This is a genomic window from Achromobacter sp. 10T422 (genome assembly GCF_056394065.1).
Genome location: NZ_JBFTHD010000006.1, coordinates 1 through 13,885 on the forward strand (window position 1 = coordinate 1; position 13,885 = coordinate 13,885).

The 13,885-nt window shown below is 62.6% G+C and carries 14 protein-coding genes; 4 read left to right on the forward strand and 10 right to left on the reverse strand.

Annotated elements, in window-relative coordinates:
- Positions 1-383: 383 nt before the first annotated feature.
- Positions 384-710 (reverse strand): DUF1127 domain-containing protein, encoded by a 327-nt coding sequence (locus AC1DB0_RS16420; RefSeq protein ID WP_454669526.1) that lies wholly within the window; start codon positions 708-710, stop codon positions 384-386.
- Between the two features lie 127 nt (positions 711-837).
- Between AC1DB0_RS16420 and AC1DB0_RS16425 the strand changes: the two genes are divergently transcribed.
- A complete protein-coding gene (locus tag AC1DB0_RS16425) occupies positions 838-1,761 on the forward strand; it encodes a LysR substrate-binding domain-containing protein (RefSeq protein ID WP_054427879.1) in 924 nt (307 codons plus the stop codon).
- Positions 1,762-1,915: 154 nt separating this feature from the next.
- Here AC1DB0_RS16425 and AC1DB0_RS16430 read toward each other — a convergent pair whose 3' ends face one another.
- On the reverse strand, positions 1,916-3,433 hold the full coding sequence (locus tag AC1DB0_RS16430; protein ID WP_476758049.1) for an acetyl-CoA hydrolase/transferase family protein: 1,518 nt from the start codon (positions 3,431-3,433) through the stop codon (positions 1,916-1,918).
- Positions 3,434-3,675: 242 nt separating this feature from the next.
- On the opposite strand from AC1DB0_RS16430, the gene AC1DB0_RS16435 reads away from it, so the two are divergent.
- Positions 3,676-4,593 (forward strand): LysR family transcriptional regulator, encoded by a 918-nt coding sequence (locus tag AC1DB0_RS16435; protein ID WP_342067529.1) that lies wholly within the window; start codon positions 3,676-3,678, stop codon positions 4,591-4,593.
- Between the two features lie 302 nt (positions 4,594-4,895).
- Positions 4,896-7,298: a DUF3772 domain-containing protein gene (locus AC1DB0_RS16440; RefSeq protein WP_476758056.1), complete on the forward strand. Its 2,403-nt coding sequence runs from the start codon at positions 4,896-4,898 to the stop codon at positions 7,296-7,298.
- Between the two features lie 13 nt (positions 7,299-7,311).
- Here the strand turns inward: AC1DB0_RS16440 and AC1DB0_RS16445 are convergent, their stop codons facing one another.
- From AC1DB0_RS16445 to AC1DB0_RS16455, 3 genes are all read right to left on the reverse strand, one after another.
- Positions 7,312-8,067: a hypothetical protein gene (locus AC1DB0_RS16445; RefSeq protein ID WP_054427882.1), complete on the reverse strand. Its 756-nt coding sequence runs from the start codon at positions 8,065-8,067 to the stop codon at positions 7,312-7,314.
- Positions 8,068-8,111: 44 nt separating this feature from the next.
- A complete protein-coding gene (locus AC1DB0_RS16450; protein ID WP_054427883.1) occupies positions 8,112-8,588 on the reverse strand; it encodes a hypothetical protein in 477 nt (158 codons plus the stop codon).
- A gap of 388 nt (positions 8,589-8,976) precedes the next feature.
- The gene (locus tag AC1DB0_RS16455; RefSeq protein WP_245636509.1) at positions 8,977-9,366 is read right to left on the reverse strand and encodes a hypothetical protein; all 390 of its coding nucleotides are present in this window, start codon (positions 9,364-9,366) and stop codon (positions 8,977-8,979) included.
- A gap of 105 nt (positions 9,367-9,471) precedes the next feature.
- On the opposite strand from AC1DB0_RS16455, the gene AC1DB0_RS16460 reads away from it, so the two are divergent.
- Positions 9,472-9,762, forward strand: coding sequence for an antibiotic biosynthesis monooxygenase family protein (locus AC1DB0_RS16460; protein ID WP_476758048.1), 291 nt, complete (start codon positions 9,472-9,474; stop codon positions 9,760-9,762).
- Between the two features lie 3 nt (positions 9,763-9,765).
- On the opposite strand, the gene AC1DB0_RS16465 is transcribed toward AC1DB0_RS16460, so the two are convergent.
- From AC1DB0_RS16465 to AC1DB0_RS16485, 5 genes are all read right to left on the reverse strand, one after another.
- Positions 9,766-10,125, reverse strand: a complete 360-nt coding sequence (locus tag AC1DB0_RS16465; protein ID WP_342067531.1) for a nucleotide pyrophosphohydrolase — start codon at positions 10,123-10,125, stop codon at positions 9,766-9,768.
- Positions 10,126-10,164: 39 nt separating this feature from the next.
- Positions 10,165-10,713: a 3'-5' exonuclease gene (locus AC1DB0_RS16470; protein ID WP_245636511.1), complete on the reverse strand. Its 549-nt coding sequence runs from the start codon at positions 10,711-10,713 to the stop codon at positions 10,165-10,167.
- A 121-nt stretch (positions 10,714-10,834) separates the two neighbouring features.
- On the reverse strand, positions 10,835-11,059 hold the full coding sequence (locus AC1DB0_RS16475; protein WP_054427886.1) for a DUF1653 domain-containing protein: 225 nt from the start codon (positions 11,057-11,059) through the stop codon (positions 10,835-10,837).
- Between the two features lie 111 nt (positions 11,060-11,170).
- Complete coding sequence (locus AC1DB0_RS16480; RefSeq protein ID WP_476758047.1) at positions 11,171-12,646, reverse strand: methyl-accepting chemotaxis protein; 1,476 nt, start codon at positions 12,644-12,646, stop codon at positions 11,171-11,173.
- Between the two features lie 511 nt (positions 12,647-13,157).
- A complete protein-coding gene (locus AC1DB0_RS16485; RefSeq protein WP_175171507.1) occupies positions 13,158-13,868 on the reverse strand; it encodes a glutathione S-transferase in 711 nt (236 codons plus the stop codon).
- Between the last annotated feature and the right edge of the window lie 17 nt (positions 13,869-13,885).

Consider the following 13,885-nt stretch of genomic DNA (forward strand, 5'->3'; position numbering starts at 1 on the left):
GCCAAGCCCAAGACTATAGCACGATTTTTTGCAGATTGTGCAACTGGCTTTTGCCTAATTTGCTGCAATCCTTGCAATAACCGCTTGGCTCTCATTTCTGATCGCTTCGCGGCAGACCTGGCTCGTTTCTCCTTTTGGAGACCCTCGTTAGGCCTGTTGCGCTTGCCTTGCCTTGCCTTCGCGGTTCAAAACTGTCTGAACTGCGAAGGAGCGAGACTATAGCACAAGTTTTTGCACTGTCATGTCCATGCAGCAAATATTTCTACTGACCCGCCCTGCCGCCTAACAGGCCAACGCCCCTCTATATATAGAGAGGTCCTCGACCAAGCACTTCTCTCTATATATAGAGGGGCGAATTTTGACCGGCCCATCGACAGTGACACCTACCAGCGCATGTAGTCTGCATCCCGCATGCGGCTAAGCTCGCGATGCAGGGTGGTTTCGTTCACCAGCCAGTCCGGCACGCCGATGTCTTGCATGATGTGCGGGTCCATATCGGCGGCCTGATTGCGCATGCGCGCCTTCATTCGCCATTGACGGACCGCAGCAATCAGCTTGCCCAGCAGTCCACCCATCGCGCGCGGCTTATGCGGGGCATCCGCCACCACCGCCACTGGGGCCAGATCTGCTGGTGACGCAAACACTTGCTGGGAAGGCTTGGCGGCAGACTCAAATAGAGAGGAAGAGGCACTGCAAGTATGGGCAGACATGATCGGCTCCTTGGTTTCCGACGTTTTGGTTAGCGTAATCGCCCAATACCCGGGTGAAAATCGAATTGTTTTTGGCCTATTGGTCAGCTAAGCTAACCAAATCGATTTTTCTCCTGAAAAGCCCGTCATGCGCTTGCCTCTGAACACCCTGCCCGCCTTCCGCGCCGTCGCCGAATTACAGAATTTGCGCGCCGCCGCCGATCGGCTGCACCTGACACACAGCGCCGTGAGCCAGCAGATCAAGGGTCTTGAGGAGCAATTGGGCTTCCCTTTGTTTGAACGCAGCGGGCGCGGGATTGTGCTGAACAGCGCGGGCGCCGCACTGCTGTGCAGTGTGCAAAGCGCCCTATCGTTGCTGGACGAAGGGGTGATGGCCGCAGCCGCGGCGGCCACCGGCAGCGAACAGCGCCTGCGCGTGTCAGTCCTGCCCTCTTTTGCGCAACGCTGGCTCTTGCCGCGAATGAGCCGGTGGCGCTTGCGGAATCCCGGGGTGTCGCTGGAGATTGAAACGTCGCAGCAAGTCGTGGACTTGGTACGCGATGGTTTTCATGCGGCGCTTCGGTTTGGACGCGGCCCGTGGGCGGGCACCGAGTCCGAACCGCTATTTGACATGCCGTTACCCCTGATCGCGCTGGCCTCGCCGGAAACCGCGGCTGCGCTTGAAGACCATACGCCCGAAACCCTGGCGCGCCAGCCCTTGTTAGGCGAACGCGAGATGTGGCAGCACTGGTTCAATGCGGCGGGTGTGCGCACACCGGTCACGCCGGTGGCGACCTTCAACGATGCGGGGATGATGCTGCAAGCCGCCGAACAGGGGCTGGGCATCACGCTGGGGCGCGAACTCCTTGCCGCGGACGCGCTGTGCGCAGGCAGATTGGTGCGGATATCCCCGATGAGCGTGCATTACGAACAGGCGCAGACCTATCACCTGGTCTACCCGCCCAGCCTGCGCGACTGGGCGCCGCTCGTGGCGCTCAAGCAATGGCTGCACGAAGAGCTGGAATTGTCCCGCTGCGCGCTGGTCACGACGCAGCCGGAATCCGACGCCTAGACGGCGCCGGGCAAAAAAAAAGGTAAAGCAGCTTGCGCTCCTTTACCTCTACCCAAAACACGGCGCCCGGCGGAAGCCTTCCCCACAAACCAGGATTCGCTTCGCTCGAAGGGCCTGGCGGACGCTGAGACGGCGGCAGCAAAAACGTGCGGGTTCAGGCCGCCTTGCGTGCCGTGGGCTTCGCGGGCTGCATGGAATCCGTTTCGTTGAAACGCTGGTGCCAGGAAAATGCCTCTTCCAGCAGATGGGGCGTTTGGCCGCCGCGCTGGCAGGCGCGGTCGAAATAGTCTTGCAGCGCGGCGCGATAAGACGGGTGCACGCAGTTCTGGATGATGGCGCGGGCGCGTTCGCGCGGCGCCAAGCCACGCAGGTCGGCCAAGCCGCATTCGGTGACCAGCACATCCACATCGTGCTCGGTGTGATCCACATGGGACACCATTGGCACCACGCTGGAGATGTCGCCGTTCTTGGCCATGGATTTCGACACGAAGATCGCCAGATGCGCATTGCGCGCGAAGTCGCCCGACCCGCCGATGCCATTCATCATGTGCGTGCCACCCACGTGCGTGGAATTCACGTTGCCGTAAATATCGAATTCCAACGCCGTGTTGATGGCGATGATGCCCAGACGGCGCACAAGCTCGGGCGCATTGCTGATTTCCTGCGGCCGCAGCAAGATGCGTTCGCGGTAGTGCTCCATGTTGGCCAGGATCTTCTCGTACACGGGCTTGGACACCGTGATCGACGAGGCCGACGCGAACGCGAGCTTGCCCTGGTCCAGCAATTCGATCGCGCTGTCTTGCAGCACTTCGGAGTACATCGTCAGGTTATCGAAGTCCGAAGACTCAAAGCCATGCAGCACCGCGTTGGCGATCGTGCCGATGCCCGCCTGCAACGGCAGCAGCGCGTTGGTCAGGCGGCCCGCATCCACTTCGCCCCGCAGGAACGTATTGATGTGGCCGGCGATGGCGTTGGTTTCATCATCCGGCGGCAAGGCGTTGGACGGGCTGTCCGGCTCATGCGTGATGACGATGGCAGCGATCTTGTCGGGGTCGACTTCGATAAACGGCTGGCCAATACGTTGGTCGACCGACACCAAGCCAATCGGCTGGCGCGCCGGGCGGTCGGCCGGCACGTAAATATCGTGCAGGCCTTCGATGGCGGCCGGCACGCCCATGTTCAATTCGATGATGATTTTGTCCGCCTGCTGCGCGAACGATGCCGAGTTGCCGACCGACATCGTCGGCACGATGGCGCCGGTTTCGGTAATGGAGGCCGCCTCGATGATGGCGACGTTGATCCGGCCCAGATGACCCGCGCGCAATTGCTCAACCGTTTCAGACAAGTGCTGGTCAATGAAGGCGATGTCGCCCTGGTTGATCTTGCGGCGCAGCGTCGTGTCGACCTGGAACGGCATGCGGCGCGCCAGAGCATTGGCCTGCGCCAGCATCTTGTCGGTGTCGTGGCCCAGCGACGCGCCCGTGATCAGCGTGATCGACAGCGGTTCGCGTTCGGCGCGGCTGGCCAAGGCCGCCGGCACCGACTTACAGTCCCCCGCGCGGGTGAAACCGCTCATGCCGACGGTCATGCCGTCCTGAACCAGCAATGCCGCCTGCTCGGCGGATGTGATCTTGGCGTGCAGCCCAGGGTGGCGAATACGGTCGAGATGCATGGTGTCTCCAAATTTAAAGGCCAACGGCTTGCGGCCGGGCGCGGCGATGCCGCCTGCGAGCCCGGGCGCCGTCTGTCGCGGCGTTTCCCGATATCCCGGTGCTGGCGTATGCCCGCCTCGGGATGAATTTTCGGCAGTATAGGAACGCCGGCTCAAATCTCGTAATGACTTAAAATCATTCAATCCAGTCGTTTTTTTCATTGATTGAGTGTTTTGCGCACGACGCGCCCAGGAGCCCGGACATGGATGTGCGTGCATTGCGATACTTCGTCGAGACGGTTCGGCATGCCAGCTTTACGCAGGCGGCGAAGGCCTTGTTCGTTACGCAGTCCACCGTCAGCAAGATGATTCGCCAGTTGGAAGAAGAAGCCGGCACGCCGCTGCTGATCCGCGACGGGCACACCGCCCGCCCGACCGATACCGGACGCGTGATGTACCAGCGCGGGCTGCAAGTGCTGGAGACCATGCGGCAGCTGTCCGAGGAATTGCGCCAGACCGCCGACCTGCATCGCGGCGCGCTGGAAGTCGGCATTCCGCCGATGATCAATCTGCTGTTCACGCCGGTTGTAAAGCGATTCCGCGAGCTGCACCCCGGCATCCATCTGACGCTGCGCGAAGGCACGGGCCAGGCGGTTGAAGGCCTGGTGGCCAGCGGCGAACTGGAAGTCGGCGCCACGATTCTGCCCATTGCGGCCGATAGCGGCCTGACGGCGCAGGCGTTCGGCAGTTATCCGATTTGGGTGATCGGCCCGCCCGACGCCCCCTGGGCCGGGAAGACGTCGCTCCCCTTGAGCGCCCTGCGCGACACGCGGCTGCTGATTCCCACCGATGACTTCGCCATCACGCGACGTTTGCGCCAGGCCTTTGCCGACGCCGGGTTTCAACCCAGCATCGCGGCACAAAGCGCGCATTGGGACTTTTTGGTGGCGATGGCATCTGCCGGGCTCGGCGTGGCGCTCTTGCCCGAGCCGCTGATGCAGCGCATGAAGACGCGGGGACTCAGCACCGCGAAGCTGGCCAAGTCGGGCATGCAGTGGGAAGTGGGTCATATCTGGCTGCAATCGGGCTATCTGTCGTTTGCCGCCCGTGCCTGGCTGGACGTGTGTGATTCGGTGCTGGGAAAACCTAAAAAAGCCCTGCCCCGAGGCCCCGTCGCCTGAACTCAGTTGAATCCAAACGTTGGCGGCGTAAACGTGGATTTCGGGCGGCCGCGCCACTTGGCGGCCATGCCCCCATGGCCAACGATCCGGCCCTTTTTCCACCCCCGGCGCATCGGGGCAATACGCCTCCCTACCGGTGCAAAAAAACAGGGGACATAGCACTAGTTTTTGTTGCAACGGATGGGTCGCAGGCGCGTTATGCTGCCGCCTCGACGCGAGTGCCTCGCCCTTAGAAAATGACCCAGATCAGCCACCCCTTGCTCTTACGCGCCCGCCGCATCCGCACGCCCAATTTCGCCGCAATGCTTGCGGCGTTGTTCCTGGCGCTCTGTATGTTGCCGGCGTTTGCGGCGCCGCCCGCCACGCCCGCCGATACGGAAACCGTGCTGGCTGCCGCCCGCAAGCAAATCGACGACATCCGCAAGCGCGTTGCGGACGAAACCGACGACGCCACGTTGATGCAGCAACGCAGCGACGCGCTCGATATTCAATCCAAGGCGGACGCGGCCAGCGACGCACTGACGCCGCAACTGGCCAGCGTGACGGCCAGGCTCAGTGAATTGGGTTCGCCCCCGGAAGGCGCCAAGGAAGCGCCTGATGTTGCCGCCCAGCGCACGCAGCTGGAGAAAAACAGCCGCGCGCTGGACGCGCAGATCAAACTGGCGCGCTTGCTGTCCGTGGATGCCGCGCAGACCGCCGAACAAGTGTCGGCGCAACGCCGCAAGCAATTCCAGGCGCGCTTGGGCGAACGCCGCGATTCATTCCTGTCCAGCCAGTTCTGGAAGGAATTCCGCGAAGAATTTCCCAGTGACCTTGAACGGCTGGAAGCGTTGGGCACCGACTTGTCGACCGCCGTTGGCCAGACGCCGAAGTGGGGCTGGCTATTGCTGCTGGCCGCCGCGGCAGGCGTGATTGCGCTACGCGTCTGGATCGGCCGGTTTATCTTGCGTCTGACCGCAACGCGAGTTCCGCCCGGCCGGTTGCGCCGCTCGTTCCTGGCGGTGGCGCAAGTGGTGCTGTCGGTCGCCACGCCCGGCCTGGTGGCCCTGCTGATTCAGACCGGCCTGGACTGGAATTCCCAGCTTTCGGACAACACCTCCGCGCTGCTCGTGACGCTGGTGGCCACGGTGTGTTTTGGCGGGTATGTGTCCGGGATGGGCAATGCGCTGCTGTCGACGCATCGCCCGTCGTGGCGCCTGCCGCCCATCAGCGATGCCGTCGCCACGCGGCTGCGCTGGCTGCCTAATTTGCTGGGCACGCTGGTGGTGATGATCTGGCTGGCGGAACGCCTGCCCGTGTTGTTGAACGCCAGCCTGACCACAACGATTACGCTGACCGGCATCGTCGCCGTGCTGATCATGGCGACGATGGGCGCCGTGTTGTCCATCAGCCGCCGGCTGCGGCGCCAGAGCATTCAGGAAAACGACGCGCCGGTGCCCTTCTGGATTTCGCTGCTGCTGGGCGCCGTCTGGACCGTGCTGATCCTGGGGCTGGCGAGCCTGCTGGCGGGCTATGTGGCGTTTGGCGCTTTCCTGGCCAAGCAAGTGCTGTGGGTGCTGATCATTCTGGCCTCCGCCTACTTGCTGTCCACGCTGATCGAAGACGGTTTCAGCACGCTGCTGGGCACGTCGCACCGCGAAGGCGATACCGAAGGCCCGAGCCTGCGCGATCAGGCGGCCGTGCTGTTGTCAGGCCTGGGCCGAGTCGCCGTGGGTCTCTTGACGATCATCCTGCTGCTGGCGCCATTCGGCGAAGGGCCGATGGACCTGATCCAGCGCTTCGACCAGTTGCGCAAAGGCCTGGCGATTGGTGAAGCGCAGATCCGCCCCGGCGCGGTATTACAGGCGCTGATCGTGCTGGCCTTGTCGCTGCTGAGCGTGAAGATGCTCAAGCGCTGGTTGTCGAACCGCTATCTGCCCACGACCGAGCTGGACCCGGGCATGCAGTTGTCGGCCGCCACGCTGTTCGGCTATGCGGGCTTTGTCATCGCGTTTGCCTTGTCGCTGTCAGCGGCCGGCATCGGCCTGGAGCGCGTGGCGTGGATTGCCAGCGCGCTGTCGGTGGGTATTGGTTTTGGCTTGCAAGCGGTGGTGCAGAACTTTGTGTCGGGCCTGATCCTGCTGGCCGAACGCCCCGTCAAAGTGGGCGACTGGGTATCGCTGGGCGGCGTCGAAGGCGACATTCTGCGCATCAACGTGCGCGCCACCGAAATCCAGATGGGCGACCGCTCGACCGTGATCGTGCCGAACTCTGAATTCGTGACGAAGACGGTGCGCAACGTGACGCGGTCCAATCCGCTGGGCCTGGTGCAGATCAAGCTGCCGCTGCCGCTATCGACCGATGCCGAGCAGGTGCGTGAGCTGATCTTGCAGGCGTTTGGTGACCACGAGGACGTGCTGGACACGCCCGCCCCCAATGTGTTCCTGGACGGCATCGAGAACGGCCACCTGATCTTCAACGCCAAGGGCTATGTGTCGTCGCCGCGCGCCGCTTATGGCGTGCGCAGCGCGCTGCTGTTCACCGTGCTCAAGCGCCTGAACGATGCTGGGCTGGAGGTATCGTCGCCGCCCACCATGTTGCTGGCTTCGGCGCCACAGGCCGTCGGGGTCGCCCCTAGCGGGGTTGCCCCAAGCGGGGTCGCCCCAAGCGGAGTTGCCCCAGGCGGAAACGCCCCCGGCGGAGTCGCGCCGCCGGCCTCCAGCTGATCAAGGGCGTGGCTTAGCCCGGCGAATACAGGTCCGCAAACTTCTGGCGGTCCAGACGCGGATTGCGCAGGGGCGGCGACGCCAGCGCCGTGGTTTGCGCCGCCTGCACCGGGTAGGCTTGCACCGGCGCCACCGTGACAGGCAACTGCGCTTGTGACTGCAATTGTGACTGCAATTGCGGCTGCCCCTGTGGCTGCACTCGCGACTGCAATTGCACGGGCGCGGCGGGGACGCCAGCGGCGGTCGACGTCGGCGCGGATTGCGCAACCGCCGTGGTGTCAAAGCGATGATCGGCCGTCGTCAGCGCGGGATTCGTACACAGCCCTTGCGCCACCAACGCGGCCTTGGTGCGGTCGTCGGTCTGGCACAGGATATCGATGGCCGCCGTCTCCAGACGGCGAGAACGGTCGGCGTCCTTCGTGGACGCGGCCGCCTGCATCGTGCGCTCGAAGTTGCGCCGCAAGCTGCATTTCTGGTCTTCGATCGGAATGGCGATGTTCATCCCGAACCCCACCACAGAACCGCCACCGCCGGCGGACACCATGCAGCTGTCCGACGAGAACGATCCATAAAAGCTCTGCCCGCCCACCGGCGGCACCGTCTTTACGGTGCTGGAACCGCTGTTATTGGAATTCAGCGTAATGCCCTGGTTGTTGCCGGCATTGGTCGAGCCCGACGACGCGGACGTCGTGGAACTGGAATTGCTGGTCTGCGCCATGGCCGTGCAGGCCGCAAGCGACAGAGAGACTGCAAGCACTATGTTCTTCATGATGTCCCCTCGCCCGGACGGCCGAAGCCGTCCGGATAATTGGGTCAGCGATTGAAGCCACCAATGTGGCCCATCGAGCCGACACCGCCAATCGCCCCAAACGCACCAATGTTGGCCGACGCGAACGTGCCCGAGGCCGATGCCTTGGTTTCCGTCTGGCCAAACGAGGCGCCGCCGTTGGCGATGCTGTCGCCCACCATGATCGGCGCATTGCCCGACACGTGGCCGTAGGTTTCGCTGGTGGCGTACTGCCGCGTGCTGGTCACGACCGTGGTGCCGTCCCGGTTGAACGTCCCGCCCACTTGCGCGACGCCGCCCGTTTCACCAAACGAAGTCTGGCTGGACGAGCCATAGCCGTTGACCTGAGTGGCTACGACCGAACTGCCGTTGGAGATGGACGAGGCCGTGCCATTGATCGTGCCGGCGTGGCCGGTGACAGACACGGACGGACCGCTTGGTCCACTGGCGTAGGCCGACGCGGCAAACAATGACAACGCTGCGACTGCTGCGAGCTTTTTCATTTGAGCTCCTCCTGATCCGTTTGAAGCGGATGCACAGGTGCCGGTGGCCGACCGGCGCGGACCGCTACGTCCTTGCTGCGCGCCTGACAACGACGTTGGGCGTGGGACTTTCGTATTGGTACGGAATGATTGCTCCGTCCTAGGCACGTCGGTATCGGCTAAACGGGGGACCGCGTCTTTGTGGGCTAGAGACATATGTAAAACATGCAGCGAAAAAGACGAGCACGCTGTCGCCACGCCATGCGTATGGCGGATGAAAGGCGCAGAGGATGCGCGCCGCGCAAGCGCGCGGTTCAACTTTATGGATGGGGAGATGGCCCGTGCGCTCGGACAAGGCGGCTAGCGCACATGCCGGCGGGCAAGCCGTTGATGGCCTTTAGGCTTACTGTCAGCCTTGCTGCCGGGACGCCACGCGAAAGAACTGAGCGGCCTCACGCCGCGCCAGCCACAAGTCGCCCGCCACCAAGAGCAGCAGGAAGCCGCATTCGGCCGAATCAAGATCAGCCAGCACGTGATAGCTGGCCAACAGCACGAAGCCCAAGGTGGCGGTCAACCACGCCGGCCACGCAGACGGCAGCCCACGCAGGGGCGCGCGAACGCCGCGGCTCCAGCTCAGCCATGCCATCAGCGGCAGGCACAGCATCGACAAGGGAATGTAGATGGCGATGGCGGACAGCACGACCACCACGCTGAACTGCGTATGCAGCGACAAGGCCAGGAAAGCGATCACGCCAATGGCGGCGTACCAGAGCAGGCGAACAGCAATAAGACGAGTCAAGGTTACGGCTCGAGGGGTCATCGGACAGGCTGGATTTGGAATTTTCAGCCATACTACTCCGGCCGGCCAGGACCACCCTGGCCCCAATTAATTGGAGACACCGTCATGATCCAGGAGATTGCCAGCATCCATGTCCGCGAAGGGCAGGAAGCGCTGTTCGAAGCAGGTGTTGCACAGGCCAAGCCGCTGTTCTTGCGCGCGCGCGGCTGCCACGGCATGGACCTTTACCGCAGCATTGAACAGCCGCAGCGCTACACGCTGGTCGTTGACTGGGAAACCGTGGAAAACCACATGGTGGATTTCCGTGAATCGGCCGACTTCCAGGAATGGCGCAAGCTGGTGGCGGGCTTTTTCGTCGAACCGCCGCAAGTTCATCACGAACAGAAAGTGATCTGACGGCTACGCATCTGCGGGCGGATCGTTGTACTTGCGCGCGCTGCCCGCAAACCGGTCCGCCGGATATTTCTGCGCATTCTTCACCATCTTGCTCGACACCGCCGCGGCAATGTCGATGCCCAACTGATCGGCCAACGCCACCAGATACATCTGCACGTCGGCGATCTCATCGGCCGCATCCGCCAGGCGTTCCGGCGTCAACTTGCGCGACTCCGCCTCGGTCAGCCATTGGAACAGCGACACCAGTTCGCCTGCCTCGCCCGACAAGGCCATGGCCAAGTTTTTGGGCGAATGAAAGGGCTGCCAATCGCGTTCGGCAGTGAAGGCCCGCAAAGCAAGTTTGATCTGTTCCAGGTCGGACATGAACGCTTCCCGAAAAACCAAAGCAACCGGCGAAGGGAATCAGCCTTCACCCGCCGCCAGACGCGAATGGGCGGCCAGCGCCACCGCTACCGTGGTGCGCACGTCAGCTAACGCGCGGTGAGTCGGATTGGATGCGCCCACATGGCGCGCCAGGATTTCCAGCTTGTGCGACGGCAGTTCCGGCCAGGCATGCCGCGCCAAGGCCAGCGTGCAATGCGTGGGGTTGGCAAACGGCAGGCCGGTGCGATCGGCTGCGGCACCCAGGAACCGCCGGTCAAACGACGCATTGTGAAAAAACACGGGCAGGTCTTCGACGAACTCAAGAAACGACGAAAACGCCTGCACCACCGGCACGCCGTGGCGATCAACTTCCGCCTGGGTAATGCCGGTCAGCCGCGTGATGAAAGGCGGCACCGGAGACATCGTGCGAACCACCTGCGTGTATTCGCGCGCCAACGTGCCGCACGTTTCAACACGCACCGCCGCGAACTCCAGGATTTCGCAAGTGGCCGTGGACAAGCCGGTGGTTTCCAAGTCGGCCACGATGAAGGGGCCGCGCAGGGCTTGCAACGCAGACGCCAGCGCCACGGACGCTTGGGTTCGGGCGCCCGTACTGCGGCTGCTGGTTGCGCGCGGACGCGTAACGCCGGGCGCGAGCGTCGCCGTTACGCCGGGTGTGCGCGGACGCCGGTTGTAGAACGTCACGGTGTTACGACGCCGCGTGCAGCGGCGCAAAACGCGCCGAGCCATCCGCCAGCTTGCCGAAGAACAGCGTTGCGGGGCGCACCCACAAGCCACGCTCGTGCGGCCACAGATGTTCGTACACCACCATCGACTCTTCGGTTTCAGAATGGCGGGCGGTGCCCACATACAGGTACAGGCCGCCTTTGTAATGGCGGTGCGAGGCGAGAGCCAGGGCTTCGGATTCAGTCATGGACGGGGTGCCACAAATAACGTGGCCCGGGCGGGAAGGTTCCGGCCCAGGCCTGGGGTTCAGACAATACCGTCTTTATAGCGCACTCGCGCGGGTCCGATACGGCAGCCCTCAGTAGCGCACATACTCCAGCACCGGCTTGGGCGGCAGCGGCGTATTGGCCGCCGGCCTTGCGCGCACCGTGGCCGTCACCGGCTTGACGAAGCCGACATGCTGGCGCGCCGCCTGGGTATCCGCGGCCTCTTGCGTGGCCCGCAACGTCTGCGCGGCCTCGGCAGTCATCTGCGTGATGTCTTCGGTAACGTCGCCCAGCTTGGCGGACTGGGCGAGTGACACATTCACCACTTCCGCCATGATCTCCGTGACGCGGCGCGACGACGCCACGATGTCTTCCATCGTCGCCCCTGCCGACTGCACCTGGCCCGCACCGCTTTCGATTTGCTCAACCGACGTCGTGATCAGCCCCTTGATTTCCTTGGCGGCGGCGGCGCTGTTCTGCGCCAGGCTGCGCACCTCGGCAGCCACCACGGCAAAGCCCTTGCCATGCGTGCCTGCGCGGGCGGCCTCGACCGCGGCGTTCAGCGCCAGGATGTTCGTCTGAAAAGCGATGCCGTCCATGACGCCGATGATCTCGGAGATGCGGCGCGAGCTTTCGGTAATGGCGCCCATCGTCTGCACCACGCCTTTCACGGTGTTGCCGCCTTGTTCGGCCACCTGGCTCGCGTCCAGCGCCAGCGCGTTGGCCTGGCTGGCGCGCTCGGCGTTTTCCGTCAGCCCCTGCACGGCCACCCGCAAGGTTTGCGCCGCGGTGAAGCGTTTGGTGATGTCGGTGGCGTACTTCACGACTTTAAAGGGCCGGCCCTCGGCGTCGAAGATGGGGTTATAGCTGGCTTCGATCCAGACCTGCCTGCCGCCCTTGCCGATGCGCAGGTACTGCCCGGTGTCGTATTCGCCGCTGCGCAGCTTGCGCCAGAACTCCTTGTACGCCGCGCCGCGCGCTTCTTCCGGCCGCACGAACATGCTGTGATGGCGCCCTTCGACTTCCTCGGCCTGATACCCCACTGCGTTCAGGAACAGATCATTGGCGCGGATGATCGTGCCATCGAGTTCAAACTCGATAATCGCCTGCACCTTTGAAATGGCGGCGAGCTGGCCTTCGGTATCGGCCTGCCGCTGCTGCTGTTCAGTGATGTCGGTGGCGTACTTGACCACTTTGAGCGGCCGGCCGCGCTTATCGAAAATAGGGTTATACGAGGCTTGCAGCCAAACATCGCGGCCATCGGAACGGACCCGGCGATATCGCCCCGCATCATAGGCGCCCTGCCCCAGCTTGTGCCAGAACGCCGCGTACTCAGCGGATTCGCGTTCTTCAGGGTTGACGAACATGCAGTGGTGCTGGCCTACGACCTCGTCCAGGGAATAACCCATGGTGTCCAGAAAGTTCTGGTTGGCCATCAGCACATGGCCTTGAAGATCGAATTCGATCACGGCTTGCGCCTTGTGAATCGCTTCGATCTGGCCGTAGAGTTCGGCCTTCGGCATTTCGCGGTCTCCGCGAAACAGCCGGCGTAGAGTGATCCATTGCATGGTGGCATCTCCTGCCAAGGATGGGACGACGTGGCTGACAAAAATCGGCAAGCGAAATAGTCAAAACAGAACCGCTGGCGCGTCCCAAGCATAGGCAGTGCATGCCGCGCCGCATGCATCGCTACCTGCTGGTCCGTTGCCAATGCGGTAACGGCAGGCTGGAAAAAAACATAAGCACTTCTGAATGTATCCAGTCGAAAATATTTAATCCTAAAAACGGGTGTTTCTCAACATTTTCCCGATAGCCATGACAAAAAATTAATGGTTCAGAAATTATTCAACTTCCGCTTGAAGTCATGGCCGCCACGTTAATCAGGGTTAATACGAAGCCTGCTACGGCATTTTCAGAAAAGTGATTAAGTGGTCACATTTGCGCGCAGCAAATGACCCTATTATTTAATGCGCTGAAAATAATTCGAGACGCATCTTGCGGCATATCGCGCGACCCCATCAGCGCGACCCCATCATTACGCCGGCATTACGCATCCGTCACGCATCCGTCACGCCCCCGTCACGCCGCATCCAGTTCCCGATACTGGCGGAAGATGCCGTCACCAAAGGCCAGGCGTCGGTCGCTGGAAAAATAGGGCTGCAACACTGGCAACTGCGCCACGCGCGCATGCAGCGCCATGACATTCGGATAATGCGAGGCGACCGTCCCCATGCGCTTCGGAAAGGCGTAGAGCAAACCATCAACCAGATGAAAGAGCGACAGGTCCACATACGTCCAGCGCTCGCCACCCGCCAGCCAGGCGTCTGGCCCCGTCAGCACGCGTTCGAAATACCCCAGGAATTTCGGAATGCGCTCATCGCGAAACCCTCGCGCACGCTGCACCGCCGCTTCTTTCTGGTCTTCGTAATAGTCGTCGGCGGAAATGGGGTGATGGGTGTCATGCGCCTCGGTGACCATGTCGGCAATCGTCAATTGCAATTGATTCACCCAAAGCCGGCCTTCCAGGGAATCCGGCGCCAGCCCGTGTTTTTCACCCAGGAAATACAGGATGTTGGCGGTCTGGCCCAAGGTCATCTTGCCCGCCACCAGATAAGGCGGCGCAAAGGGCGGATGCGCGCGTGGCGATTGCATGTCGTCGATCAGCGTACGTTCCGTTGCGCCGGGTTCGCGCGCACGTTCGCGATACGGAATGCCGCCTGCTTCCAATGCCAGGCGCACGAACTCGCCTCGTCCGGTAATTCCGTCCCAATACCAAAGGTCGTAGGTCATGCCGTTCTCCTTGCGTG